Below are 26448 nucleotides of genomic sequence, written 5' to 3'. Positions count from 1 at the left end.
ATGGCAAATTTTATTTGCAGCTCGCTGACCGGCCTGAACGCGGCTGACTTGTTATTCAGGCTGGCTGAAGTAAGCTAACCCGCACAGAACAGCGAACAATGACTAAGGAGACGGCGATGCTGGCAAAGAAAATTGGATTTATCGGCGGTGGCAACATGGCAAAGGCCATTATTGGCGGACTGGTCAACAGTGGCAAAATCGCGCCGTCTGATATCTCGGTTTTCGATCGTAAACCCGAGACTAACCAGGCGCTGGCTGAGCAGTACGGCATTAACGCCGCCGAGAGCGCAGAGGCGATGGCACGCGAGGTCGATATCCTGTTTGGCGCGGTGAAACCCAACGTCATCCTCAAAATTCTCAAGGATCTGACCGGCAGCCTGAAAAAAGAGGCGCTGGTGGTTTCCATTGCCGCCGGAGTGACGCTGGATTCACTCTCGTCGGTGCTGGGTTACGATCGTAAAATTATCCGGGCGATGCCGAATACTCCGTCGCTGGTGAGTGAAGGCATGACCTCTGTCACCCCTAACGCGCTGGTTGAACAGAGTGAAACCGATGAGGTGGTGGCGATTTTTGAAAGCTTCGGCAAAGCCGCCGTGGTGGAAGAATACCTGATCCATTCGGTGGTCGGCGTCAGCGGTTCTGCCCCCGCCTACGTGTTTATGTTTATTGAAGCGATGGCCGATGCCGCAGTGGCCGGCGGGATGCCGCGTGCCCAGGCGTACCAGTTTGCGGCTCAGGCAGTGAAAGGTGCCGCGCAGATGGTGCTGACTACAGGTAAACATCCAGCTGAGCTGAAAGATATGGTCTGCTCGCCTGGCGGGACCACGATTGAAGCGGTAAAGGTGCTGGAAGAGAAAGGACTGCGCTCGGCGGTTATCGAAGCGATGCAGCAGTGCATGGCGAAATCAGAAAAGCTCAGCCGCAGTTAAGGCCGTAAGTTAACGCCATACCAACAGAGCAGGCCAGCGCCTGCTCTGCTCTTTTCGCACCTCAGATCACTTCTGCTGCGCCTGATAAAGCGCCACCGCCTGCGCCACCGTCATCGGCTGCTGCATACGTTCGATCAGTTCCGCGGTCAGGGTGTAGAGACCGCATGAGCAGACCGCGGCCAGTTGCCCCTGCTGCCCATAAAACGCGATAAACGTTTTATCCGCCGGCGAGCCAAGCAGTTGGTACTCATCCCATTCGGCGGCATGGCCCAGATATTCATAGCGCGTGCCATATTGGGTGGTCCAGAAGAACGGCACACGGTCATAGTGCACCGCCTGATCCAGCATATTGCGCGCCGCCGTCTGTCCCTGCTGGTGCGCCACACGGTAGTGCTCAATGCGTAACGGTCCCTGCGCGGCGGGCCAGGTGGCGATATCACCGGCAACCCAGATGTTTTCTGCCACCCGCAGCTGAGTATCCGCCTGCAGGCTGCCATCCTCAGCGAGCGGTAAGTCATGGATAAACGGCGTAGCCGGTTTTACGCCGGTGGCAAACAACACCACATCAGCCGCCAGCTGTTGCCCCCCTTTCAGCCGCACCGCGGTGACATGTTTGTCGCCCTGCAACGCCTCGATCTCGCCGTGAACCCATTTGACGCCATTTTCCTGATGTAGCTGTAAAAAATAGCGGCCAATCTGTTCACCGAACTGTTTCACAAACGGCAGCGGCTGGCGGGCAATCACCGTGACGTCGATATTTCGATTACGCAGCGCCGAAGCCATTTCGGTGCCGATGAAGCTGTTGCCGACGATCACGATTTGCTGGCTGGCATCCACCGCTTTCAATAGTGCGTCGGTCTGATCTTTACTGCGCAGCAAATATACGCCAGCCAGATCGCTGCCTGGCAGGTCAGGAAGCACCGGCGTCGCCCCGCTGGCGATCAATAATTTGTCGAACGACAGTGACTCGCCATTGTCGAAAATCAGCCGCTGCTGCTGGCTGTCGAGCCGGGTGACGGTGGCGGTGATGCGCTCAACGTGATCCATCACATCCTCTTTCAGCAGCTGCGGCACCTCGCTGATATCCATCTTGCCGGAGGGCACAAATTTGGTCAGCGCCGTCCGGTCGTATGGGGCATCCTGCTCGCGTTCGACCAGAACCAGCCGGCCCTTAAAGCCCTCATGACGCAGCCGCCACAGCGCGGCACTGCCGGCCGCCCCGCCGCCCAGCACCACGAAAACCGGCGCGCTTGCCCCGCTGCCAATCGGCGCAGCAGGCGACATCGCTTTAGGGTTCACCAGCACGTTGCCGTTTTCAATCCGCAGCGGATACTGCTTCAGATCGGCCAGCGCCAGCGGTTCACACATTCTGCCATCCGCCAGATCGAACGCCGCTTTATGCCACGGGCAGACCAGCCGATCGCCGCAGATAGCGCCCTGCTCAAGCGGTGCGCCAGCATGGGGACATTTCGCCTGGTAAGCACGCACACTCTCTCCGTCCCGGATCAGCAATATCTCCACCTCACCCAGTTTTTTTTTAACCGGCTGACGCTGTGGCAACTCGTTCAGGGCAACGGTAAATTGATAGTTCACGACATGGCTCCTTTTGCGTTCTGGTTATCGGATGCGCAGCAAAATATCCGCTGCTGCACAAACCCCTACAAACAGTAAGTGTGGCAAAGGAATCGCACGGCTCATGTCGGAATGTTAACGAGGCGGTTATCGAACTGATTTATCAGGAAATTTAATCACCGAAGGCGGCAAGCAAAAGGCGGCCACCCGGGTGGCCGGCAGGCGTCAGCTTTTTTTCAGGCACTGACTCATAAAGGTCTTTCGGGCATCGCCCGCAAGCTGTTTATTTCCGGCTTCGCTGTTGCAGGTTTTCATTTTCATCTGCTGAGGCGACATGCCCGACAGCTTGCTGTCTTTCTTCAGACAGTCACTCATAAAGCTTTTACGGGCATCGCCTTTGAGGTTTTGTGAGCTGGCATGCTGATTACACATCGACATCTTCTCCTGCTGCGGCGTTTTATCCGCCGCGCTGGCAACACCGCTGACCAGCAGGCCCGCCATCACCATCGCCGTTAAACCGATTTTCATCGCTTCTTCTCCATTGTGAGTTCGCCATTCTGATTCTGGCAGTGATTAAGCAAAGCGGGGGAATTTCAGGCGGAACTGCTGCCAGGATCGCAAATCAGGCCAGCGCACACGCAATCAGACGCGCGGGTGCCTGAGCAGCCTGTCAATGTGATTACGCAGCAGCACGGCGTTTTCATCACTGGCGTCGGCAGCATTGTCCATTGCCGTTTCAATGCTGGAGGTAATAGCCTGATGCTGCTGCGGATCCAGCTTGCGCACCAGCGCGGTGACCACGATTTCCAGCGCCTCAATCTGAGCGACCTGTTCTTTTGACGCCTCTTCTTTTTCAGCCAGTTTAACCAGTAGTTCAGCAATCAGGTTTTTCATGCTGCGATCTCAGCAGAGAAGAAAAGCAGAAATTAGCATTGGTGAAATAAAAAAAACAGAGGGTAATCCCTCTTTTGTCAGGCAGTTAACCTATGGCACGTGGCGTGCGCATTTCCCGTTGCGGGCTGTTGATGCAGGCGAAACGTTTTGCCAGCGAAAAGTGCCGTCGCGTAACGTTTCGCCCGCCTGAAACTGCCCGTTATGGGTTAACGCGGATCGACAAAACCGCGGCCTGGTCCACCGCCGTGTCCACCCCAGCCACCACCCCCACCGCCGCCCGGAGGAGGGAAAATACATCCGCTCAGCGCGGTAACCAATGCCACAACGGCAGTCAGCTTAATCAGTCGTACCATATCAACCTCAGGATGAAGAAACCGGGCTGAGTGTAGGGAGACGCCAACAGGCCGACAAGTGAGAATCCTCCGTATCGGGCGGCTATTCATCTTTGCTGACCAGGCTTAACGCTTTACAGCCAGTACGACGTCACAATCTCAACATCTGCCGGCCTTTCGGGCGCAGGGCGATCGGCTTATTTTGTTCAAAACGTTAAGGCGGACGCTTTACAGTCTGAAGATTTTTGCGCATTGTGAGCGCATTACAATTTAAGGAACTCATCATGTCCCAGGCTGCTTTTAATGACATTCTTTCCCGACGTGACTGGGAAAATCCGGTGATCACCGCGCTGCACCGGCTGGATGCGCATCCGCCGTTCGCCAGCTGGCGCGACGAGACCGCCGCGCGCGACGATTGCCCCTCGCCCTCACTAAAAAGCCTCAACGGGCAGTGGAATTTTAGCTATTTCACCCAGCCTGAAGCGGTTCCGGCCAGCTGGCTGCTGTCGGATCTGCCAGATGCCGCCACTCTTCCGGTACCGGCCAACTGGCAGATGCACGGCTACGACGCGCCGGTCTATACCAACGTGCAATACCCGATTCCGGTCAATCCACCCTATGTTCCGCAGGAAAATCCGACCGGCTGTTACTCGCTCACATTCATTACCGACGCGCAGTGGCAGGCAAGCGGCCAGACTCGCATTATCTTCGATGGGGTCAACTCGGCCTTTCATCTTTGGTGTAACGGCCAGTGGGTCGGCTACTCGCAGGATAGCCGTCTGCCGGCCGAATTCGATTTAACCGCCTGCCTGCGGCCCGGCAATAACCGGCTGGCGGTAATGGTGCTGCGCTGGAGTGATGGCAGCTATCTGGAAGATCAGGATATGTGGCGGATGAGCGGCATCTTCCGCGATGTCACCCTGCTGCATAAACCGACGGTCCAGCTGGCCGACGTTCAGCTGGAAACCCGGCTCAGCCCGGAATTTTCCAGCGCTGAGCTGCGGGCAGAGGTGAAGATAGCCTGGCCCGCCGCTGCCTGCGCCGATGTTCAGCTGCGCCTGACGCTGTGGCAGGGAGAGCAGCAGATAGCGCAGTGCCTGCAGGCCCCCGGCAGCGAGATTATTGACGAGCGCGGCCACTATCCGGAACGCGCCCTGCTGCGTTTGCGGGTGGAACAGCCCCAATTGTGGAGCGCCGAAACGCCGCATCTGTATCGCGCCACGCTGGCGCTGCTGGATAAGAATCAGCAGGTCATCGAAGTGGAAGCCTATGACGTTGGCTTCCGTCAGGTCACGATTGATAATGGCCTGCTGTGCCTGAACGGCAAACCGCTGTTAATCCGCGGCACCAACCGTCATGAGCACCATCCTGAGCGCGGTCAGGTGATGGATGAGGAGACGATGCGTCGCGATATTACGCTGATGAAACAGCACAATTTCAACGCCGTGCGCTGCTCGCACTACCCGAATCATCCGTTGTGGTACCGGCTGTGCGATCGCTACGGTCTGTATGTGGTGGATGAAGCCAATATTGAAACCCACGGCATGCAGCCGATGAACCGGCTTTCAGACGATCCGCGCTGGTTTGCTGCTTACAGCGAACGCGTCACCCGCATGGTGCAGCGCGATCGTAACCACTGCAGCATCATCATCTGGTCGCTGGGCAACGAGTCGGGACACGGCAGCACCCATGACGCGCTCTATCGCTGGGTAAAAAGCGCCGATCCGAGCCGCCCGGTCCAGTATGAAGGCGGCGGTGCCGACACCGCGGCCACCGACATTATTTGTCCGATGTACGCCCGGGTCGATCAGGATCAACCCTTCCCCGCCGTGCCGAAATGGTCGCTGAAGCAGTGGATTAGCCTGCCGGGTGAAACCCGTCCGCTGATCCTGTGTGAATACGCGCATGCGATGGGCAACAGCTTTGGTGGTTTCGCTAAATACTGGCAGGCCTTTCGTCAGTTTCCCCGCTTACAGGGCGGCTTTGTCTGGGACTGGGTCGATCAAAGCCTGACCCGCTATGACCAGCAGGGCCAGCCGTGGCAGGCTTACGGCGGCGATTTTGGTGATAAGCCTAACGACCGCCAGTTCTGTATGAACGGACTGGTGTTTGCCGATCGCACTCCGCACCCGGCACTGTTTGAAGCGCAGCGCGCTCAGCAGTTTTATCAGTTCGGGGCCGATGCGGCCGATCCGTTCAGCGTGACCGTCAGCAGTGAATACCTGTTCCGGCACAGCGACAATGAAGTGCTGCGCTGGTGCATTGAGCAGGCAGGCGAGCGGGTGGCGGAAGGTGAAGTGCGGCTGGACCTGGCGGCGCAGGGACGGCAACGCATTACGCTGCCGTCGCCCGCCGGGTTGCAGGGAGAATGCTGGCTCAATCTGGCGGTCCATCAGATTGAAGCCACTGACTGGAGCCCGGCAGACTGGTGCGTCGCCTGGCATCAATGGCCGCTGCCGTCGACGCTGGAGCTGCCATCACCGCCTGAAGTGGGTAATGCGCCGCGACTGCATGAGGAGGATGGCGACATTCACGTCACCCATCAGCAGCAGCGCTGGTGCTTTTCACGCCACAGCGGTGAACTGACGCAGTGGTACGTTAATCAGCAACCGTCGCTGCTGTCACCGCTGCGTGACTGCTTTATTCGGGCGCCGCTGGATAATGACATCGGCACCAGCGAAGCTGAGCGGGTCGATCCCAATGCCTGGGCAGAGCGCTGGAAAGCCGCCGGTTATGACCAGATGACCTGCAGCCTGGTGTCCATCGAAGCCAGCAGCCTGCCGCAGTCGGTGCAAATCGACACGCTGCACGGCTGGTACGCCAACGGCCAGCTGGCCTTTATCAGCCGCAAACGCTACCAGATTAGCGCCGGGGGCGAGATGCAGATCAGCCTGTCCGTTGAGCAGTCACGTGGCCTGCCGCCGCCCGCGCGTATCGGCCTGCGCTGTCAGCTGGTTACGATACCGCAGCAGGTCAGCTGGCTCGGACTGGGCCCACATGAAAACTACCCCGATCGCCAACTGGCTGCCCGGTTCTCACGCTGGCAACAGCCGTTGCAGCAGTTGACGACACCCTATGTTTTTCCGAGTGAAAACGGGTTGCGAGGCGGCACCCGCCAGCTCGACAGCGGCAGCTGGCAGGTCAGCGGAGATTTTGCCTTTTCGCTCAGCCGTTTCAGTCTGGAGCAGTTACGCGACACCTCACATCGCCATCTGTTGCAGCCCGAAGCGGGCTGCTGGCTGCATCTGGATCTGCATCATATGGGCGTGGGCGGCGATGATTCCTGGAGTCCGAGCGTCAGTCCTGAGTTTTTGCTGACTCAGCAGCGCTGGCAGGCGACGCTGACGATTTGCCAGCCGACGCCGGCAGAGACGTTTTCGGACGCCGATAAAAGCGCTTCAGAAACACCACGTTAATCAGCACCACCACGGCGGTGGCGAAGAAGACCCAGCGGAAGCCCGCCACCGCCGACACCGCTGCGCCGAGCAGCGGACCGGCGACGTTGCCCAGATACATGAACGACTGGTTATAGCCAAAGATACGGCCGGTGATGTTGTCGCGTGAATGGCGCACCAGCAGCGTCTGCACCGCCGGCATCATAGCGCCATCGGCAAATCCCAGCAGGAAACGCAGCACTCCAAGCTGAGTTGCGCTGGTGACAAATGACATGGCGACAAACAGCAGCAGCGAGATCACCATAGTGGCCAGCAGAATTCGCTGGGTACCGATGCGATCGCCTAACCGCCCCAGCCGGGGCGCGGCGAGCAGGGCTGACACGCCCGGCAACGCCGCGATTACGCCGCTGAGAAAGGCGATATTCTCTGCGGTGGGTGCCAGTTCACGCACAAACAGCGTCAGGATCGGGTTCACCGATCCGTTGCACATCTGAATCACCATGGTGGTGAAAAACAGACAGATCATCAGCTTCGGGTTATCCAGCGAACGGAACACCTCGCGCCCGCTGAGCTTATCTTTTTTGCTGACCGGGATGTAACCGGTCTCTTTAATCAGGAACAGCGTGACCAGGAAGCTGACCATCAGCAGCACCGCGGTGACGATAAACACGGTGCGTAATCCGACCCAGTCCGCCAGCAGGCCGCCCAGCATCGGGCCGAGGATCACCCCGCCAATCTGACCGGTGGAGACGCAGCTCAGCGCCCAGCCGCTGCGTTCACGCGGCACCTGCGCCGCCACCAGCGCCATGGCATTGGGAATATAGCCGGAGGTCAGCCCCATCAGCGCACGCAGCAACAGCAGTTGCCACGCCTCGGTGACAAACGCCTGCAGCAGGATCACCACCCCCATGCCAAAGGCGGCACGCAGCAGCATCAGTTTGCGGCCTTTTCGATCCGCCAGGCTGCCCCACAGCGGCGCGACGGCCGCCGAAATGACAAAGGTGATGCTGAAGGTCAGCCCCGACCACAGGCTGAGCGACTCGCCGCCGCTGACGCCAAGCTGTTCCAGGTAGAGCGGCAGAAACGGAATGATCTGGCTGATCGCCAGGCCGGTGAAAAAGCAGCCAAACCAGACCGAAATCAGGTTAATTTTCCAGGGTTCAATTACGCGTGGCATCAGCAGAAGGTTTGCAGCAAAGGGAAGCTTAAGTTTACCGCGCGCCTGACTTTGCCAACTGACAAAACATGGCACAGACGGTAAAACGCTGTTTTCCGCTTTGATTCAGCATACTGCCTGGCACAAATTTTCCTTCTGCCAGGATTTACAGCAGCTTCCGGTGGCAAAACCGGCCTGTAGCGCATCGGGCAATAATCAGTATGAAAAAATATTTCAGCCTGTTACTGACAATTATCCCCCCCGGTTCTATGTTTAAAAAACCGCCAGTCTGGTGCGGTGCGTCGATCATTCTGACTGACGCAGTAGCCTCACAATGATGGTGCCCGCCGTCAGTAAGATCTGAGGTGACCTGATTCAATGGAGAGAAACCCAGCCCTTGTGCCACGGCGTAAGGGGCGTTGTTGTTTTAGCGGAGGTAGGGAATGAGAGTGCAACCTAACAGCGCCAGCCGAGCTATCACCGACTATTTCAATAGCCCGGACTGGCGGATACCGCCTGAGTCTGACCTGCTGGCGGTCATACTGCGTGAACTGATGGAGGCGGGACAGCCCGCCACCAATAAGACCATCGTCGCGCGGGTGATCGACAAACTCGAGGTCGAAGGCGATGAGACGCGGCTACAGAATTACCGCACCCTGCTGGCGCAGCTGATGGAAACGCGGCCGGAAGAGTAGTCGTTTATTTCACCCAACGCAGCCGATCGGCTTCACTGACGCTGGCGCGCCCGCTGCTGCGCTGGAACAGACAAAGCTCCCGCCCACGCTTATTCCGCAGCTGTGGCTGCGGATAGCGGCCTTCCAGCAGCAGTACGCTGTATCCCACGCTATCGTCATAATCGATAATTTCGCCGAGGACTCTGGCCTTGCTCAGCGTGCTGGCGTTGATACAGGCCTGCGTCATCACCTGATGACTCTGCTGCCAGGCAGTGTCGGTTGAGGCGTAAGCCAGTGACGAACCGAGGAGTAACACGGGCAGGAACGCCCCGATGATCCGCTGCATTTTTGCTCCTTTATCGCACCGATGGCGATAAAAAAATTCCCGCCGGAGCGGTAATAAACAAGACGAGCATTGTCTATGGAGAGTGACGAGGAAGTCTCTTAAACGCCTCTCTATCTTCGCCTGCCGTTATGACAAGGCTATGACAAAACGCCCGATTCAGGCTTAACCGCAATAAACCTGGCTGATATTGCCGCTCTTATCGGCCAGGAAGTTCAGCCGGCTGAGGTTGAAATCCATGGTGACGGCAGAATTATACGGGATAGCCCGCACCTTCTGGTCAAAATGCTGCCCCTGCAGTGAGGTTAACGGTTTTCCGACATAATGCTGATACTGCGAGGCACCGCAGCGGTCCGCTTCCGGATCCTGCGGCGCGCTGGTGGTGTCGGGTTTGCTGGCAGATTGACAGGCCGCTAATGTAAACAAACCCACTACCAGCAGCGCTTTTCCATAATGTTTCACGTGTGATCTCCTGTTGGACGTGTAAAACCCTGCCCCAAGAGTAGCAAAGCGCGCCCGCTGAGCTGAACCCTAAAAAAGTAAAGTTATCCCCGCTGACGCCTCTTTCGCCAGGCTATCAGCGTTAATTTTTAAGATTAATCGCACTAACTGTGCAAAAAGACGGCAGTCAGCGGCTAAAATACTTAAGAATATTCTGAGGTCCAGAGAGGTGAAATCATGGAACTTATCATTTTTATCGTCTGTGCCATGCTGATGACCGCCGTGGCCGTTAAAGTCCGCTAAGTCTGCTCTGGCGGGCTTTGCGTGGTTCTTTCCAGAAGCGTGCTGAATGCGGCCAGCGGCATCGGTCGACCGAGGAAGTAGCCTTGCCCCTCTTCGCACGACAGCAGCTTAAGCTGATTCAGTTGCGCTTCTGTCTCAATTCCTTCTGCGGTAATGGTTAACGCAAAGGCGCGCGCCAGCGCAATAATCCCTGCCACCACCGACTGCGCCTGTTGCGACTCCGGAAAATCTTTCATCCATGAACGATCGATCTTCAGACCGTTGAACGGGAAGGTTTTCAGGTAACCCAGCGCAGCATAGCCAGTGCCAAAATCGTCAACCGTCAGCCGCACGCCCAGCGAACGCAAGCCCTGCATCACTTCCAGCGCGTGCTGGGGATGTTCAAAGGTGACATTTTCGGTAATTTCCAGCTCCAGCCGCGTCGCGGGCAGACCGGTTAGCGCCAGCGTATTCGCCACCCGCTGAACCAGGTCGCTGGTACGAAACTCCATCGGGGAAATATTGACCGACACGTAGCGATCGCCTCCCCACCCCAGCGCATCTTCACAGGCGCGCATCAGGACCCAGTCGCTGATGGTGGCTATCAGCCCACTCTCTTCCGCCAGCGGAATAAAACGATCCGGCGTGATCCATTGATCAGGGGCGATTTGCCAGCGGATCAACGCTTCTGCGCCGGCCAGTTGTCCGCTCAGCAGCTGATAGCGCGGCTGATAGTGCAGCCGGAATTCGTTGTTCTTTAGCGCTTTCTCAATACGCTGTGCCATGTCGCGCTTACTGTTGCGCTGGCTGGCCATCTCGTTGGCGTACCAGACCCACTGATTGCGTCCGGCTTCGCGCGCCTCATTCAGCGCAATGTCGGCCATCCGCAGCAGCGCTTCCGGGTGACTGGCATCCTGCGGGGCACAGGCGATACCGAGGCTGGCGGTGAGGTAGTGAACATGCTGGCCGGTGGTGATCGGCTGCTGAACGTCGTGTACCAGCTGGGCGCAGCGTTCATCAACCTTGTCACGACTGCCTTCACGCAGCACCAGCACAAACTCATCGCCGCCCAGCCGCGCCGCCAGCTCATGCGGCCCGATACAACTTTTCAGGCGCTGTGCCATCTGATTCAGCACGCCATCGCCCGCCGCATGGCCCCAGGTTTCGTTGATTGGCCGGAATTGATCGAGATCGAGGCTGATAATCATCAGCGGACTGGTTTCGTCGGCCAGTTCAAGATGGTGCGTCAGGAACTCCTGCAGCTGCACGCGGTTGGGCAAGCCGGTTAATACATCATGACGCGACAGGAACTGAATACGCGCTTCGGCCTCCATGCCCTGGGTAATGTCTGACACCGTACCGCGAAAACCGATGCAGCGCCGATCGTGCCAGACGGTTTTCGCCACCAGCTGACCAATTCGCCGCTCACCGTGCGCCGACATAAACTGGCAGCGCAGCGGCATCGGTTGCGGCTCCTGCTCCTGGCGCAGTAGCCAGGTGACCAGCGAATGGCTGGGGTGGGTCAGTAAGTGATCGATATGACGTCCCAGCCAGTGCGAGATTTCATGGCCGGTTACGGTGTGGAAACGCGCCGACAGGTAGATCAGGCGGCCCTGTTCATCGGTCTCCCAGATCCAGTCCGATGCGGCTTCAGCCAGATCGCGGAAGCGGGCCTCGCTGTTTGCCAGTTCCTGCTGACTGATGGCCAGCATAGCAAAGCGTCGATCGGAGAGTATGGCGTTGTACAGCGCGTGTCGGCTGACGCGACGGGTAATCATTCCGATAATAATCGCCATCATCACCAGCAGCGGCAGCAGGAACCAGATCAGCCCCATGCCCGGCATTTTCGGCGTCCAGCGCAGCACCATCGGCGGGCTGCCTGCAATCGGCTGCAGCATCCTCGGTTCGCGTTCAGCATCCATCGCGCTGCTGGCCAGCCGCGGTCCGCGCACGTCCAGCGCCGCACCCAGTTCGTTCAGCTTGGCGGGGGTAAACAGATTCACGAACACCATGACCGACGGCGGTCCCGATTTCAGCGGCAGCGCAACGACTTTACCGCGGCTGATCGGCGCGGCGACCACGATGGCTGCCTGGCGGTTAATGATGGCATTACGCACCAGAGCAGCGTTATTGAGCTGACGTGCCGCCGCAATCATCGCGCGGCTCTGACTGCCGAGCCAGGCCTCCAGCGGCGTATCAGAGAGCTGGCCATTAATCACGGCGTAGCGGGTGCGTCCGTCACCGTCGACCACGAACACGCCCTCGTAGTGATACTCCTCATACAGGCCCGGTCCAAAGTTCTCTTCGTCGTAGGCCCAGACGGTATTCACCGTCAGGTGCAGATTACGCCAGGCTTCGCTCCAGAACGCATAGTCGCGGATATCAGTGATCATCGCGTCCTGACGACTTTTCCACGCCTGCTGCATCAGCAACTGGTCGCGCGCCATCGACGCGCTATTCTGCCGCTGGGCGATGGTCAGCACCATCAGCATCGACAGTATCAGCACACCGAACAGCAGCAGCGAAAGCGTGCGCAGGCTGCGCCGCGTAAAGCGGACAGTGCGATCTTCCGATGCGTGCGCAAAGGAGGGTGACGGCGGTGCCGGAGGGTCAAAAGTCATTAAAAGTACTCACTACACGACATAAAGTCCGTTGGGGATATCAGGCCCGCCCGGTGAAGCGCCGAGCTGACACGATTTGTTTCCTCAGTTATCGGCCCATGCCGTCGGGTGTTTAGTCTGCGATTAAAATTTAGCGCTTAAATATTGTGTCATTGGCTGACTCGACAGCGATCAGGCGCATTGCTACTATGCGCTAACCTTCGCTGGCTGGGTCGCCTATGAATACCAATTCCGACAGAGTGACACTGACGCTGTTCTACGTCGGCAGCTTTGTGGTCTATTACCTTGTCACCATGCTGATCACGCTGTTCCCTAATTACGGCGTGCTGCGTAATGACGGTCTGCTGGTGCCGGTGCTCTGTTTGTTTGAATTTGCGGTGATCTATCCGCTCTACCGCTTTTACTGTCAGCGCCGCACCGATTTGCCGCTGGGTGAACTGCGTGCGCTGCAGACGCTGCTGTTTACCGGCGCGCTGTTTGTGCTGATGGCGGCACAGATGCAGTTTATGCAGCCGGAAGGCTGGCTGGTGATGCAGGCGCAGCAGGGACGTAACTCGTTGCTGATTCTGCTGCTGACGGCGGTGCTGCTGGCCCCGGTATTTGAAGAGGTGCTGTTTCGCGGTTTTCTGTTGCAGGCTTTCCTGCTGTGGGCACCCCGCAGTCGCTTCGCCTGTATGTTGCTCACCTCGCTGCTGTTCGCGGTGATGCATACCCAATACGTTCACTGGCAGACGATTATCGCACTGACGCTGTTTTCGCTGCTGCTGTGCTACGCGCGCTTACGCAGTAATAGCCTGGCGCTGCCGATTTTCCTCCACACCCTCAACAACCTGATCGCCCTGCTGCCTGCCTGGTATTTCGCGGGCTGAGGGTGCCCGGTTCTTTCGCCTGCCGTCCTGTATCGCTGTCAGCCTTCCGGCCTGCGGCTGGCTATAGCTCGGGCGGGTAATGCTGCCCCCGACGCGTTTGACTATACTGGATCAAAAAAAGGGATAAAAAGCACCACAGTCCGGACCACCAGACCGTGCAAAGGAGTCGATCTATGTTAATTGGATTTGTGTTATTAGTGAGCGCGTGCGGCTACGATGCCTGTGAGGCTTTGCCGGTTTCGGAGCACATCTTTCCGACCAAAAGCGCCTGTGAAACCATGGCGAACCGTATTCATAAAGTCAGGCCCAACGTGGTCCTGCTGTGCGGTGAAGTGCATCGTTAAAACAGGACCAACTGCAATAAACCGGCCTGTAACGTTGCAAGCTGACGCTTTAGCGTACAAAATATGAGCTGTTGTTGACTATTACCGTAGTGAATCCCATGAAAACATCACGTCCCCGTCGTCCAAACGGACGCTGGGTTTATTACATTTTGTATGATGGCATTCTGTGGCCCTGCCCGGTTCGCTGGGAATGGGAGAGCGGCTTCGGCGGCTGGTTGCCGTTTTACTATACGCCAACCTTTGAGTTTGTGGTCGGCGACCCACGCAAGGCGTATCGCATTGCGCGCAGCGACGTGCGTGCCCGGCGGCGGGAAGACGCCTGCGTTTAATCGGAATAGTTAGCGGTGTGGAAAAGCCTATCTTCAGGCGACAACATTGCCACCGCAGCGTGAAAAGGCTTACGCTCCTGCCAGGCTATTGCCACGGCAGCCAGGAGGCGGTCAGCAGGAAGTGAATCGCTTCAAGTACCAGTATCACCATCAATAATATGCCCAGCTTATGGCGGCAGATCCTGTTCATCCGGTCAGGCCCAAATCATCGCAGCCCAGCGTATCAGCAATAGCGCGCCACAGATGCAAAACAGAACCAGCACCATTTTCCAGTGCTTTTTTGCCGCCCGATACTTCGTCACATCGGTTTCCTCCCTGTCAGAAAGCGAAGATGCGCCACAAGGCGCATCTGATTCGGTCAGCTGCAGGACCGGTACTGCGTAGCATAACGCCCCGGCCGCAAAAAGGCGACCGGTGGACAGCATCAGTTATTCAGGGTGTAATCCAGCGTGATTTCCGCATTCAGCACCTGAGAAACCGGGCAACCCGCTTTGGCTTTATTGATGATTTCATCGAAAGTCGATTCATCAATGCCTGGCAGCGAAATAGTGCTGGTCAGCGCTATTTTGGTAATGGCGAAGCCGTCACCTTTCTTATCCAGCGAGACGTCCGCAGTGGTGTCGATACTTTCTGGCGGATGACCCGCCTGGCCCAGCATCAGCGATAACGCCATGGAGAAACAGGCCGCATGCGCCGCACCAATCAGCTCTTCCGGGTTGGTGCCCTTCTCGCCTTCAAAGCGGGTGTTGAAACCATAAGGTTGCTGGCTCAGCACGCCACTTTCGGTGCTGACGGTACCTTTGCCCTTGATATCGCCTTCCCAGTGCGCCGAACCTTTCTTATGAATGGTCATGTTATTCCTCCTGTTGGTAAAGAAGCTAAGTATAGACAACGCCTGCGTTTTCGCCGGTTAACTTACTGCGCGCGGCCGTGGCGGGGTGCTCTGCGGGTTCAGCACCGCCTCGGCCTGCACCAGCGACTCACGGGTGATCTCGCTGATTGACTTCGCCCCGGTCAGGGTCATCGCGACCCGCATCTCTTTCTCAATCAGATTGAGCAGGTTTTCCACGCCACGCTGGCCGTGGGTCGCCAGCGCATAGATAAAGGCCCGTCCCAGCAGGACGCTGTCTGCACCGAGCGCAATCATCCGCACCACATCCAGACCGTTGCGGATACCGCTGTCGGCCAGAATGGTGATATCGCCTTTCACCGCATCAGCAATGGCCGGCAGCGCACGTGCGGACGACAGCACGCCATCCAGCTGGCGTCCGCCATGATTGGAGACCACGATACCGTCAGCGCCAAAACGCACCGCATCACGCGCATCCTCCGGATCGAGGATCCCTTTGATCACCATCGGGCCATCCCAGAATTCACGGATCCACTCCAGGTCTTTCCAGCTGATCGAAGGATCGAAGTTGTTCGCCAGCCAGCCGATGTAATCTTCCAGCCCGGTCGGTTTACCCAGATAGGTTGAAATATTGCCCAGATCGTGTGGCCGTCCCTGCAATCCGACATCCAGCGCCCACTGCGGATGGGTGACCGCCTGCCAGTAGCGGCGCAGCGCCGCATGGTTACCGCTCATGCCAGAGTGCGCGTCACGGTAACGCGCCCCTGGCGTCGGCATATCAACGGTAAACACCAGCGTCGAGCAGCCGGCGGCTTTGGCGCGCTCCAGCGCATTACGCATAAACCCGCGGTCGCGCAGCACGTAGAGCTGGAACCACATCGGCCGGTTAATCTGCGGTGCGACCTCTTCAATCGGGCAGACGGATACCGTCGAGAGAGTAAACGGAATCCCTTTCAGCGCCGCCGCTCGCGCCGCCTGCACTTCACCCCGACGGGCATACATACCGCACAGGCCGACCGGTGCCAGCGCCACCGGCATTGACAGCGTCTCATTGAATAATTTCGTTTCCAGGCTCAGCTCTGACATGTTCTTCAGAATGCGCTGGCGCAGCGCCACGTCAGAGAGATCCTCGACATTCCGGCGCAGGGTGTGCTCGGCATATGCGCCGCCATCAAGATAGTGGAACAGGAAAGGCGGCAGGATGCGTTGCGCGGCGGCGCGATAGTCACTGGCAGCAGAGATAATCATCAATCAGATTCCTTACGGTTACGTAATTCAGTGTCCGGTAAGCGGGTGATGCGCGCCTGGCGCGCTTCATCCTCATGCAGATTTTTCATCGTGGTGTGTACAAACCCGAGGTGCTGCATCGCCGCCTGGCGTGCGCCCTCGGCATCCCCGGCGAGAATGGCGTCGAGCAGCGCCTGATGTTGCTCCGTCAGCCGGGCGAATATCGCCGGCTGGGTGTACATCCGCTGGCGGCTTTGCATCACCGAGGATTGCAGCAGTTCGAAGAAACCGCGCATGGTTTGCAGCAGCACCAGATTATGAGAGGCCTCGGCAATCGCCAGGTGAAAGCGTACGTCAGCCTGGGCGGCAAGGTCAGGATCGTCACTCTCTTTCAGCTTCAGCGTAGCGTCGAAGGCGTACTGCAGCCGCTCGCGATCCGCTTCGGTGGCGCGCAGCGCTGCGTGCCAGGCGGTGCTGGCTTCAATCGCATGTCGTGCCTCGAGAATGTCGTAACGATAGTCAGGATCGTCGCGTAACAACTGGCGAATCGGTTCAACGATGCGCTGTTCCGACCAGGGTTCCAGCTGTTGCCGCACCCAGGTGCCGCCGCCGCGCCGGCTGATCAGCATCCCGCTGCTGATCAGCTGCTGTAACGCTTCACGCAGCGATGAGCGCGACACCCCGAGTTCGGCCGAGAGTTGTCGCTCAGCAGGCAGACGCATGCCTGGTGTCAGTTGATGTTCAGTGATGTACGCCCGGAGGCGCGTCACCAGCGGCTCGGAAACATTATTCATGGAATCATCCACGGGAAGACGTAGGCCTGCAGCGTGGTAATCACGCCGACCATGCAGGTAAAAATCAGGCTGTGTTTAACAGTAAAGCGGAACAGGTCAGACTCTTTGCCAACCAGTCCGACCGCCGCACAGGCGATGGCGATCGACTGCGGCGAGATCATCTTGCCGGTGACGCCGCCGGTGGTGTTGGCCGCCACCAGCAGCACGTCCGACACGCCAATCTGCTGCGCGGTGGTGGCCTGCAGCGCGGCGAACAGCGCATTTGACGAGGTATCTGAGCCGGTCAGAAACACCCCGAGCCAGCCGAGGAACGGCGAGAAAAAGGTAAAAGCGTGACCGGTATGCGCCAGCGCTAACGCCAGCGTGGCTGACAGGCCGGAGTAGTTAGAGATAAAAGCAAAGGCCAGCACCATGCCAATCGAGTAGATCGGCAGCGCCAGCTCTTTCAGGGTTTCACCAAAGGTCTGCAGCGCAGCCCTGGGCTTCATCTTCAGGTAGAACACCGCGACGACCGCCGCAATTAAAATCGCGGTGCCGGTGGCGGAAAAGAGATCGAACTTAAAGATGGCCGGATAAGGGGTGGCGCTGCTTACCACCGGCGGCATGCGCGCGACGCCCTGGTGCAGCAACGGCACCGGCAGGTTCAGCACCCAGTCAGCCAGCGCGCCGCCTTTGGCGAACAGCGCTTTAAACGGTGGAATGCTCCACAGCGTGACGGTGGCGGTCAGAAACAGGAACGGCATCCAGGCGCGCACCACCTGCCCGAGCCGGTATTTTTGCTGCGGAACGGATGAGTCAACCGGTGATGCATCGCCATTCTCAAAGCGGAAAATACGCACCGGCTTCCAGACGCGCAGAAACAGCGTCAGCGAAATCAGCGAGGCCAGAGACGAGATGATATCCGGCAGTTCCGGCCCGAGGAAGTTGGAGCTGAGAAACTGGGCGATAGCAAACGAGCCGCCGGCCACCAGCACCGCCGGCCAGGTCTCTTTAACGCCGCGCCAGCCATCCATGATCGCCATTATCCAGAACAGCACGATCAGCGTCAGCAGCGGCAACTGCCGCCCGGCCATCTGCCCGATGGCGAAGCTGTCGAGTCCGGTCACCTGCCCGGCCACAATAATCGGAATGCCCATCGCGCCAAAGGCGACCGGCGCGGTATTCACAATCAGGCACAGCCCGGCAGCGTACAGCGGATTAAAACCCAGCCCGACCAGCAGCGCGGCGGTGATCGCCACCGGCGCACCAAAGCCGGCGGCTCCTTCAAGGAATGCGCCAAACGAGAAACCAACGATCAGCATCTGCAGACGTTGGTCAGGGGTAATCGACAGGATTGAGGCGCGGATAATATCGAACTGGCCGGTTTTGACCGAAATTTTGTAGACGAACACCGCCGCCACAATGATCCAGGCGATTGGCCACAGGCCATAGAGAAAGCCGTAAACCACCGACGCCAGCGCCTGCGCCACCGGCATCTGATAGAGAAACAGCGCCACCAGCAGCGCCAGCCCCACGGTGATGCTGGCGGCGAGGTAGCCTTTCAGCCTGAGCTTGATCAGCGCGAAGAAGAAAAACAGAATCGGAATCAGCGCCACCAGGCTTGAAAGCCAGATATTGCCCAACGGATCGTAGTTTTGTTGCCACAGCTGCATGCCGCTATCTCCAGAGGAAGAGGAAACGTGGTACGCGTACAGCAGCCTGCCGCGCACCATCAGCCCGATGCGATATTTGGTCTGACCAAAAATCACATCCTCAGGCCTTATGGCAACAGATAGTTAATGCATTGTTAATTCAAGGCAACAAAAGCGGCGTAAATTTTCCCGATGTGTGAAGCACAGAAAAATTTTGCCGCAATTGGTAGGACCAAAATCAGTGATGCTGCTCGGGAAAGGCCTGCGGATAGCTGCGCGGATGAAACCGCAGGTTAAGCACGATCAGCACCAGCGTGACTGTCGCCTGTAACAGCCAGACGCTGCTGAAATCATCGGTCAGCGTCCGCAGCTGGCCAGCGATAAACGGCATGCTGCCGGCAATCATAAAACCGATGCCCTGCATAAACGCCACCAGCCGCGCACCCGCCTGTGGCTGTGCCAGATGATCCAGCGCCAGAACCAGCGCCAGCGGGAACGCGCCGCCGAGCCCGACACCCGCGATCCCGGCCCAGAGCCACGGTGCCGCCTGCGGTGCCAGCAGAAAACCGAGCATGCCGCAAAGCTGCAGCGTCAGGGTCAGCAGCAGCAGCGGCCGGCGATCGTTACCGCGTGCCAGCAGCGGCAGCAGCAGTGCGCCTGTTACCTGACAACCAATCATCATGCCCAGCAGCGAGCCACCGGCCTGTGCGCTCCAGCCCAGCTGATGATAGAAGTCCGGCAGCCAGGCGACGCAGATAGCATAACCGCCGTTTACCAGCCCGAAGCTCAACGCCAGCGTCCAGGCACGGGTTTTTCGCCACAGTGCGGGCAGCGCGACCGTCGCCGCTTTTGCTGGCGCTGCGGTCGGAATAAACAGCCACAGCAGTAGCGCCAGCACCACCGGCAGCGTCCAGCTGCTCAGCGCGCCCGGCCAGCCGAAATGCGCATTCAGCCACGGTGTTAGCGCCGCGCCTATTCCGCCGCCCCCCATCAGCGCGCCTGCCCACAGGCCGGTCACCGGCGCGCTGCGACGGCTAAAGCGCTGACGAATCAGCCCAGGCATCGCCATCTGCACCACACCAATTCCCGCGCCGCCCGGTATCGTGCTCAGCACCAGCCAGCGTCCGTCGCTGATAAACAGCCGGCTCACCAGCGTCAGTAGTAACAGAAACAAGCCGCCCAGCAGCAGCTTACGTACTGAAAAGCGCTGCATCAGTCGGGCGCTGGTCAGGGCGATCGCTCCCATCATCATCATCGGCACGGCGGGCAGCAGCGACGCCGCCAGTGGCGTCAGGCCAATACTCTGTCGCAACTGTTCCAGCAGCGGACTGACCGAAGTCATCAGGGGGCGCATATTCAGCCCGGCCAGCACCAGTGCCGCCAGCAGCAGCTTATTTTCTCTGTTCATCGTAGGTCCGCAGATTTAAAAGTTGTCAGCCTGACAGCAGCCGGTACTATTTGGAAATAAAATATTACTCTGCCAGGTAGTGGAAAAATGAATCGTCAGCCGATGTTTACGCCACAGCAACTACTTAGCTTTGTGGCGGTGTGTGAAACGGCCAGCTTTACCCGCGCCGCTGACCGGGTGCACCTGTCGCAGTCAACCGTCAGTCAGCAGGTACGGCGGCTGGAGGAGATGGTGGGTAAAGATCTGCTGGTGCGCTCGTCGCATCAGGTTCAGATCACCGAAGAGGGCGAAAAATTGCTGGGCTACGCACGCCGGATTATCGCCCTCAACGGCGAAGCGCACGACGTGCTGAGCGATCAATGGCGCGATGGCGTGCTGCGTCTCGGCGTACCGGAAGATTTCGCCGCACCCACAGCGGGCCTGCTGGCCGATTTTAGTCGCGATCATCCACAGCTGCGACTGGATGTGATGAGCGGTATGCAGGTCGAGCTACGCCGGGCATGGCAGCGTGAAGAACTCGATATCATGCTGATCAAGCAGACCTATGGCGAGCGTCCGCTGGCGTCGCGGCCGGAACCGCTGCTGTGGCTCGACAGCGCGGCGTCGCCCTGTTTTGAACAGACGCCGGTGCCGCTGGTGCTGTTTCCGCAGCTGGGATTGTATCGTGATGAGGTCTGCCAGACGCTTGATACGCTGGGCCGCAGCTGGCGTATCAGCTACAGCAGCGCCAGTCTGGTGGCGCTTGCTGCCGCCAGTGCCGAGGGGCTGGGTTTGACCTTGCTGCCCGCCAGTTGCCGACTGCCGCAGCATCGGGTACTCGGCCGCGAACAGGGACTGCCGGTAATTGATAGCTTCGAGCTGGCGCTGTTCTGCCGTCAGCCACAGGAGCCGTTGCAGCGTGAGCTGGCTGAGGCGCTGGTGGCATTTGGTCAGTTACGCTGGCAGTGAAATTTCCACTAGCCAGCAGTGGAAAATAACGCAGCAAAGCAGCTGGCCATTTGTCAGATTAACCGCTTGCCCACTTTGCAGGAGTCTCTGATGCCTACTTCCCCTTCGCCAGGCCGGCGTGACTTTCTCAGCCAGAGCGTGCGCTGGACCGCGGCAGGCGGTCTGCTGGCCGCCGGCTTTAGCCAGGCCAGCGTTGCAGCCAGCGCCCCTTCAACAGCCACCGGGCAGCCGACCGCCCTGCCGCATCAGGATCGCTATCTGCTGCGCAACGTGCGGCTGGAAGAGGAATTTGAGCGCGAGGGCGACGAGATTATTGCCACCCGCACCGCGCTTTACGACCTCAGCGTGCGTGACGGAAAAATTGATCGACTGCAACCGGCAGGCCAGGGCGACCCTTCGCTGCCGGCATGGGATGCTCAGGGAGCGCTGCTGCTGCCCTCGACCCAGGATATGCATATCCACCTGGATAAGACCTTTTATGGTGGCCCGTGGCAGGCACCGCGCCCGCGTCAGGGCAAAACCATTATGGATATGATCGCCCGGGAACAGGTACTGATCCCGCAGCTGCTGCCGCATTCTCAGGCGCGGGCCGAAGGATTGATCGCGCTGCTGAACGCCAAAGGCACCACCCGCGCCCGCAGCCATTGCAATATCGATCCGGTCAGCGGCCTGCAAAGCCTCGATCACCTGCAGGCGGCACTGGCCAATCATCCCGCGTTCCCCTGTGAAATCGTAGCCTTTCCGCAGCACGGCCTGCTGCATTCTCAGGTTGATGGCCTGATGCGCGAGGCGATGCAGCGCGGCGTCCAGTACGTTGGCGGGCTCGATCCGACCAACGTGGATGGCGCGATGGAAAAATCACTGGATGCGATGTTCCGGATTGCGCTCGACTATCAGCGCGGGGTTGATATTCATCTGCATGAAACCTCAGCGGCTGGCGTGGCGGCGATTCAGTACATGATCGATACCGTGGCCAGCAACCCCGCCCTGAAAGGCAAAGTCACCCTGAGCCACGGCTTTGCGCTGGCGACGCTGGAGGGCAGCGCGCTGGAGAGGATGATTGAGGGGCTGGCGGAGCAGCAGTTCAGCGTCGCCTCTACTCTGCCGATCGGTAAACTCACCATGCCGATTCCGCAGTTACAGGCGGCCGGCATTAACGTAATGACCGGTACCGACAGCGTTATCGATCACTGGTCGCCGTTTGGCACCGGCAGCATGCTGGAAAAAGCCAATCTGTATGCGCAGCTTTATCGGGGATCGGATGAGTTTTCGCTGTCGCGGGCGCTGGCGATTGCTACCGGTAATCAGCTACCGCTGTCGGCCGAAGGCGAGCGTCAGTGGCCGAAATCGGGCGATGAAGCCAGTATGATGTTGGTGGCGGCGAGCTGTTCTGCAGAAGCGGTGGCGCGTATTTCACCGGTGGTGGCGACCTTTTCGCGCGGTAAAGCGGTATTTGCGCTGGCCTCCGCCTGAAATAACAGAGCCTCCGGTTCGGAGGCTCTGCATTTACCTGAATGGACTCACCTGTCAGGCGGTTTTAGCCCATTTATCATTCGACATCAATTCCATTGCCAGCGCATATAAGCGACGATCTTCCTGATCACAGGGCTCATCTTCCGCATAACAGCCGATCATTGAAGCGATCTTATCGGCTGATAAGCTCTCTCCATGAACGTGCAGTGTCAGTACGGCGCGGCCTACTATTTTAAGCACATTCTCATGTGGTCCCTGGATGCTATTACTCAATGAAAATACCCTCTACCGGTCGTTGTACCAGGAATATGGCGCGCTAAATATAAAGCAATTAGCGCCCGATTTTTATCGGCATTAAGGGTGATATTTTTTAATGATTAATTCTTTTACTGGAGTTATTTTTAAGGATTTATCTGATTAACAATCAAATAATTTTTTAAAAACGGCAGGTTATAAACTAATGACTGGTCTTGATGAATAAACGTAGCGGCAGTATTTTCTTTAACCACCGCTGAAGGATTAAAAAAAAACACCAATTCTGACTCTTCTTCGGTTAATTCTTATCCGATCTGCACCGAATTGTTTCATACTGCTAACCTCAAGGTTCCCGTTGCCGTCAGGCCGGCTTTCTGCCAGACTTGCGCGCGCAATAATGCCCTCCACTTTCAGCCTCAGAGGCCGCGCCCGTGACCGCTTTTTCAACCCTCAATACGCTTCCCGACAGCCAGCTCGATAACCTGCGCGAGATGGGCTATACCAGCATGACGCCGGTTCAGGCCGCCACGCTGCCCGCCATTCTGCAGGGTCGTGACGTGCGCGCGCAGGCGAAAACCGGCAGCGGCAAAACCGCCGCGTTTGGTATTGGCTTACTGCAACATATCGACAGTGCCCGGTTTCAGACCCAGGCGCTGATTCTCTGCCCGACCCGCGAACTGGCCGATCAGGTCGGTAACGTGCTGCGTCAGCTGGCACGCTTCACCCGCAATATTAAAGTTCTGACCCTGTGTGGCGGACAGCCGATGAGCGCCCAGCGTGATTCGCTGGTGCATCCACCGCATATCGTGGTCGGTACCCCGGGTCGTATTCTGGATCACATCAAACGCGAAAACCTGAAGCTGGAAAACCTGCGTACGCTGGTGCTGGATGAAGCTGACCGGATGCTGGAAATGGGCTTCCGGGACGATATGGAAACCATCATTGAGGCCACCCCCGCTTCACGCCAGACGCTGCTGTTCTCCGCCACCTGGCCAGAAGGCATTGCCGCCATCAGCAGCCGCTTTCAGCGTGATGCGCTGAGCGTGGTGACGGAAGAGGTCAGCGAACTGCCGTCGATTGAGCAGCAGTTTATTGAAGCCGGCCACGGTGAAAAGCTGTCACTGCTGATAGCCCTGCTGAGCGAACGCCAGCCTGCGTCATGCGTCGTGTTCTGTAACACCCGTCGTGAATGCGATGAGATTGCCGCGGCGCTGAACGCGCGTGATATCAGCGCACTGCCGCTGCATGGCGACCTTGAGCAGCGCGATCGTGAGCGGGTACTGATCCGCTTTGCCAACGGCAGTGGCCGGGTGCTGGTTGCCACCGATGTGGCGGCCCGTGGACTCGACATCAAATCGCTGGCAATGGTGGTGAACTATCAGCTGGCATGGGACCCGGAAGTGCATCTGCACCGTATTGGCCGCACCGCACGCGCCGGTGAGCACGGCGTCGCAGTCAGCCTGGTGGCGGCCGATGAAATGGCGCGCGCCCATGCGCTGGAAGATTTTCTGCAGCAGAAGCTGCCGTGGATTTCCGCCAGCACGCTGAAAAAAGGCAGCAGTAAACCGTTGCCAGCCGCGATGATGACCTTGTGCATTGATGGTGGCCGCAAAGCCAAAATCCGTCCGGGCGATATTCTCGGCGCACTGACCGGGGAAGCGGGTTATCGCGCCGACCAGATTGGCAAGATTGTGCTGACACCGACCCACGCTTACGTCGCGATTGACGCCGCCCAGGCGAAAGGGGCGCTGGTGAAACTGAAGCAGGGAAAAATCAAAGGCAAAGCGTGCCGGGCGATTTTGCTGAAGGATTAAATCACCACGGGCGAGGCTGAAGCCTCGCCCTGCTTATTACGGTTCGTCAATCTGGGTGACATGCAGCGTGGTTTGTTGCCCTTTGCCATGTACCTTGCCGCTGACGCGCACTTTGTCCTCAGCCGAGTAGGTTTTACCATCAAAGGTTTTCTGCGGCGCAATGATCGGTAAGGTGCCGGTATTATCGCGGAACTGGTAGGTATCGCCCTGCTCTTTCTTCACGATATAGCCTTCAAGCGTCACGTATCCGCCCTGACGGAAATCGCGAATCTGGTCGATGTGAGTCTGACCGGTATCTTCCGATCCTTTATAGCCTGCATCCTGCTTGTGCTGCGGCGGCGGCGCTTCACCGCCCTTGTATCCTCCCTCATCGGCATACACGCCAGCACTCATTACCACCAACAGCGACGCTAAAATTACTTTTTTCATTTCACACTCCTGTATTGGAAAGGTGTCCATGTCGAACCTTCACCGATAAGCCTGGCACAATAATTGGCGTCTGTTTTATTTCACCCTTCTGTTCTCACCTTTTTCCTTTTGCTGCCGATAACCTGTTCACACCCTATTTCACCAGCTGCGTTAATGCAGAGGCAACGATGGATAATTTTCAAAAAGAGATTGATGAGAGAGCGAATCTCGCGTTATCGAATAAATTCGAACTGCTGCTGTTTCGCTTAGGTTCCGATCAGCTGAAAGGCAAGTCAGAACTGTTTGGCATTAACGTGTTCAAGCTGCGTGAAATCGTACCGATGCCAGCCATTACCAAAGCTGCGGGCATGCGCTCACCGCTGCTGGGTATGGCAAGTATTCGCGGCCAGTTCATCCCGGTTATCGACCTGCCGGCGGTAGCAGGTTGCGTGCCGGAAACCGGCCTGAATCTGCTGCTGGTAACCGAATATGCGCGCAACACCCAGGCGTTCGCCGTCGAATCGGTGGAAAACATTGTGCGTCTCGACTGGAGCCAGGTGCACACCGCAGAAGCCGGTATCGGTGGCCGCAACATTACCAGCATCGCCTGTCTGGACAGTGACAAACAGAGCAACGAACTGGCGATGGTGCTGGACGTTGAGCAAATTCTGTATGACATCATTCCTTCAGTTCGCGGTGTGGAGCCTGAAGCCACCAAAGCGCGTGAATTCAACTATCGTCCTGGAGCCGTCGCCATTGTGGCGGAAGACTCCAAAGTAGCGCGCCAGCTGCTGGAACAGGGTCTGAAGAGCATGGGGATTCCATCGCTGATGTTTAATACCGGCCTGGAAGCGTGGGAAAAACTTAAGCTGATGAGCCAGCAGGCGCAGGCGGCAGGCGAGTCGATTCACGACAAAATCGCCTTTGTCCTCACTGACCTGGAAATGCCGGAGATGGATGGTTTTACCCTGACCCGCAACATCAAGCGTGACGAAATACTGAAACGTCTGCCGGTGGTGATCCACTCTTCACTGTCAGGCAGCGCCAATGAAGATCACGTCCGCAAAGTGGGTGCCGACGGTTATGTCGCCAAGTTCGAGTTAAACGAACTCTCCGACGTGATTTTTAACGTTCTCGAAGCAGCCCGCTAAGCGAATGCAGGCCGGCGCGCTGCCGTTCGGTCTGCCGCTCTGGCCTGTTTCGCACTGCGTCTTTACTCTTTAGCCAGGAATTTTACCCATGCACAGCGAAACCTTACCTGTTACTTCCCGTCAAAACGTGCTGCGTGGCCGTTTACGTCAGCTTGCCTGGATTAGCGCCCTGACCCTTAGCATCCTGTTCTGGGTGGGCCTCTACTTCCTGGTTTTCTGATCCCTTTCATTTCTGACGATTCAGGCTGCCAGCTTTGTGGCTGCCAGCCCAACCGATCTCCTTCGGCCTTGCTCTTTTATCCAGGCAG

General features: G+C 58.0%; 27 protein-coding genes. 11 read left to right on the top strand and 16 right to left on the bottom strand.

Going from position 1 to position 26448, the window contains the following annotated elements:
• Window positions 1-116 precede the first annotated feature (116 nt).
• Entirely contained in the window at window positions 117-929 is an 813-nt protein-coding gene (gene proC, locus AC6I8I_RS04160) for a pyrroline-5-carboxylate reductase (protein ID WP_312056855.1), read from the top strand.
• Window positions 930-995: 66 nt separating this feature from the next.
• On the opposite strand, the gene AC6I8I_RS04155 is transcribed toward proC, so the two are convergent.
• The 4 genes from AC6I8I_RS04155 to AC6I8I_RS04140 all read right to left on the bottom strand — a co-directional run bounded on the left by AC6I8I_RS04155 (window position 996) and on the right by AC6I8I_RS04140 (window position 3748).
• Entirely contained in the window at window positions 996-2522 is a 1527-nt protein-coding gene (locus AC6I8I_RS04155) for an FAD-dependent oxidoreductase (RefSeq protein WP_497828353.1), read from the bottom strand.
• Between the two features lie 204 nt (window positions 2523-2726).
• On the bottom strand, window positions 2727-3029 hold the full coding sequence (locus AC6I8I_RS04150; protein ID WP_312056859.1) for a PsiF family protein: 303 nt from the start codon (window positions 3027-3029) through the stop codon (window positions 2727-2729).
• Window positions 3030-3143: 114 nt separating this feature from the next.
• Window positions 3144-3395: an anti-adapter protein IraP gene (gene iraP / locus AC6I8I_RS04145; protein ID WP_312056860.1), complete on the bottom strand. Its 252-nt coding sequence runs from the start codon at window positions 3393-3395 to the stop codon at window positions 3144-3146.
• A gap of 206 nt (window positions 3396-3601) precedes the next feature.
• Window positions 3602-3748, bottom strand: coding sequence for a hypothetical protein (locus tag AC6I8I_RS04140; protein WP_312056862.1), 147 nt, complete (start codon window positions 3746-3748; stop codon window positions 3602-3604).
• Window positions 3749-4011: 263 nt separating this feature from the next.
• Here AC6I8I_RS04140 and AC6I8I_RS04135 point away from each other — a divergent pair, with 263 nt between their 5' ends.
• Window positions 4012-7143 (top strand): beta-galactosidase, encoded by a 3132-nt coding sequence (locus tag AC6I8I_RS04135; protein ID WP_497828352.1) that lies wholly within the window; start codon window positions 4012-4014, stop codon window positions 7141-7143.
• Here AC6I8I_RS04135 and AC6I8I_RS04130 read toward each other — a convergent pair.
• Window positions 7025-8299 carry a multidrug efflux MFS transporter gene (locus tag AC6I8I_RS04130; RefSeq protein WP_312056866.1) on the bottom strand — a complete coding sequence of 425 codons (1275 nt, stop codon included), beginning with the start codon at window positions 8297-8299 and terminating at the stop codon, window positions 7025-7027. The genes AC6I8I_RS04135 and AC6I8I_RS04130 overlap by 119 nt on opposite strands.
• A 422-nt stretch (window positions 8300-8721) precedes the next feature.
• Here AC6I8I_RS04130 and AC6I8I_RS04125 point away from each other — a divergent pair, with 422 nt between their 5' ends.
• A complete protein-coding gene (locus AC6I8I_RS04125; RefSeq protein WP_031377837.1) occupies window positions 8722-8973 on the top strand; it encodes a biofilm development regulator YmgB/AriR family protein in 252 nt (83 codons plus the stop codon).
• A 4-nt stretch (window positions 8974-8977) separates the two neighbouring features.
• Here the strand turns inward: AC6I8I_RS04125 and AC6I8I_RS04120 are convergent, their stop codons facing one another.
• The 3 genes from AC6I8I_RS04120 to AC6I8I_RS04110 all read right to left on the bottom strand — a co-directional run bounded on the left by AC6I8I_RS04120 (window position 8978) and on the right by AC6I8I_RS04110 (window position 12639).
• Complete coding sequence (locus AC6I8I_RS04120; protein ID WP_312758333.1) at window positions 8978-9298, bottom strand: hypothetical protein; 321 nt, start codon at window positions 9296-9298, stop codon at window positions 8978-8980.
• Between the two features lie 162 nt (window positions 9299-9460).
• The gene (locus tag AC6I8I_RS04115) at window positions 9461-9757 is read right to left on the bottom strand and encodes an I78 family peptidase inhibitor (protein ID WP_312758335.1); all 297 of its coding nucleotides are present in this window, start codon (window positions 9755-9757) and stop codon (window positions 9461-9463) included.
• 278 nt (window positions 9758-10035) lie between these two features.
• On the bottom strand, window positions 10036-12639 hold the full coding sequence (locus AC6I8I_RS04110; protein ID WP_312056872.1) for a bifunctional diguanylate cyclase/phosphodiesterase: 2604 nt from the start codon (window positions 12637-12639) through the stop codon (window positions 10036-10038).
• 218 nt (window positions 12640-12857) lie between these two features.
• Between AC6I8I_RS04110 and AC6I8I_RS04105 the strand changes: the two genes are divergently transcribed.
• The 3 genes from AC6I8I_RS04105 to AC6I8I_RS04095 all read left to right on the top strand — a co-directional run bounded on the left by AC6I8I_RS04105 (window position 12858) and on the right by AC6I8I_RS04095 (window position 14181).
• The gene (locus AC6I8I_RS04105) at window positions 12858-13508 is read left to right on the top strand and encodes a CPBP family intramembrane glutamic endopeptidase (protein WP_312056874.1); all 651 of its coding nucleotides are present in this window, start codon (window positions 12858-12860) and stop codon (window positions 13506-13508) included.
• Between the two features lie 173 nt (window positions 13509-13681).
• Window positions 13682-13852 (top strand): hypothetical protein, encoded by a 171-nt coding sequence (locus AC6I8I_RS04100; RefSeq protein ID WP_089562355.1) that lies wholly within the window; start codon window positions 13682-13684, stop codon window positions 13850-13852.
• A gap of 98 nt (window positions 13853-13950) precedes the next feature.
• Window positions 13951-14181 (top strand): hypothetical protein, encoded by a 231-nt coding sequence (locus tag AC6I8I_RS04095; protein ID WP_312056877.1) that lies wholly within the window; start codon window positions 13951-13953, stop codon window positions 14179-14181.
• Between the two features lie 194 nt (window positions 14182-14375).
• Here AC6I8I_RS04095 and yniD read toward each other — a convergent pair whose 3' ends face one another.
• From yniD to AC6I8I_RS04065, 6 genes are all read right to left on the bottom strand, one after another.
• A complete protein-coding gene (yniD, locus tag AC6I8I_RS04090) occupies window positions 14376-14483 on the bottom strand; it encodes a small membrane protein YniD (RefSeq protein WP_236566394.1) in 108 nt (35 codons plus the stop codon).
• Window positions 14484-14605: 122 nt separating this feature from the next.
• Window positions 14606-15034, bottom strand: coding sequence for an OsmC family protein (locus tag AC6I8I_RS04085; protein ID WP_031377843.1), 429 nt, complete (start codon window positions 15032-15034; stop codon window positions 14606-14608).
• Window positions 15035-15091: 57 nt separating this feature from the next.
• Window positions 15092-16279, bottom strand: coding sequence for an FMN-dependent L-lactate dehydrogenase LldD (lldD, locus tag AC6I8I_RS04080; RefSeq protein WP_046288496.1), 1188 nt, complete (start codon window positions 16277-16279; stop codon window positions 15092-15094).
• Entirely contained in the window at window positions 16279-17052 is a 774-nt protein-coding gene (gene lldR / locus AC6I8I_RS04075; protein ID WP_497828351.1) for a transcriptional regulator LldR, read from the bottom strand. Before lldR ends, lldD begins: the two co-directional genes overlap by 1 nt.
• Window positions 17049-18704, bottom strand: a complete 1656-nt coding sequence (lldP, locus tag AC6I8I_RS04070) for an L-lactate permease (RefSeq protein ID WP_497828350.1) — start codon at window positions 18702-18704, stop codon at window positions 17049-17051. The genes lldR and lldP overlap by 4 nt, the downstream gene beginning before the upstream one ends.
• A 217-nt stretch (window positions 18705-18921) precedes the next feature.
• A complete protein-coding gene (locus AC6I8I_RS04065) occupies window positions 18922-20091 on the bottom strand; it encodes a cyanate transporter (protein WP_497828349.1) in 1170 nt (389 codons plus the stop codon).
• A gap of 87 nt (window positions 20092-20178) precedes the next feature.
• On the opposite strand from AC6I8I_RS04065, the gene AC6I8I_RS04060 reads away from it, so the two are divergent.
• Together AC6I8I_RS04060 and AC6I8I_RS04055 are read left to right on the top strand one after the other, a co-directional pair.
• On the top strand, window positions 20179-21039 hold the full coding sequence (locus AC6I8I_RS04060; RefSeq protein WP_312056886.1) for a LysR family transcriptional regulator: 861 nt from the start codon (window positions 20179-20181) through the stop codon (window positions 21037-21039).
• Window positions 21040-21129: 90 nt separating this feature from the next.
• Complete coding sequence (locus tag AC6I8I_RS04055; protein WP_312056888.1) at window positions 21130-22512, top strand: amidohydrolase; 1383 nt, start codon at window positions 21130-21132, stop codon at window positions 22510-22512.
• Between the two features lie 54 nt (window positions 22513-22566).
• Here the strand turns inward: AC6I8I_RS04055 and AC6I8I_RS04050 are convergent, their stop codons facing one another.
• Complete coding sequence (locus AC6I8I_RS04050) at window positions 22567-22785, bottom strand: hypothetical protein (protein ID WP_031375001.1); 219 nt, start codon at window positions 22783-22785, stop codon at window positions 22567-22569.
• A gap of 413 nt (window positions 22786-23198) precedes the next feature.
• On the opposite strand from AC6I8I_RS04050, the gene dbpA reads away from it, so the two are divergent.
• Complete coding sequence (gene dbpA / locus AC6I8I_RS04045; protein WP_312056890.1) at window positions 23199-24581, top strand: ATP-dependent RNA helicase DbpA; 1383 nt, start codon at window positions 23199-23201, stop codon at window positions 24579-24581.
• A gap of 36 nt (window positions 24582-24617) precedes the next feature.
• Here dbpA and AC6I8I_RS04040 read toward each other — a convergent pair whose 3' ends face one another.
• Window positions 24618-25010: a YgiW/YdeI family stress tolerance OB fold protein gene (locus AC6I8I_RS04040; RefSeq protein WP_312056892.1), complete on the bottom strand. Its 393-nt coding sequence runs from the start codon at window positions 25008-25010 to the stop codon at window positions 24618-24620.
• A gap of 167 nt (window positions 25011-25177) precedes the next feature.
• Between AC6I8I_RS04040 and AC6I8I_RS04035 the strand changes: the two genes are divergently transcribed.
• On the top strand, window positions 25178-26140 hold the full coding sequence (locus AC6I8I_RS04035; RefSeq protein WP_312056894.1) for a chemotaxis protein: 963 nt from the start codon (window positions 25178-25180) through the stop codon (window positions 26138-26140).
• Between the two features lie 88 nt (window positions 26141-26228).
• Window positions 26229-26360 (top strand): hypothetical protein, encoded by a 132-nt coding sequence (locus AC6I8I_RS04030; RefSeq protein ID WP_312056896.1) that lies wholly within the window; start codon window positions 26229-26231, stop codon window positions 26358-26360.
• Window positions 26361-26448 lie beyond the last annotated feature (88 nt).

This window comes from Pantoea sp. X-Soil-YNGN-775, assembly GCF_059730575.1.
This window is presented reverse-complemented; position numbering and strand designations above follow the sequence as displayed.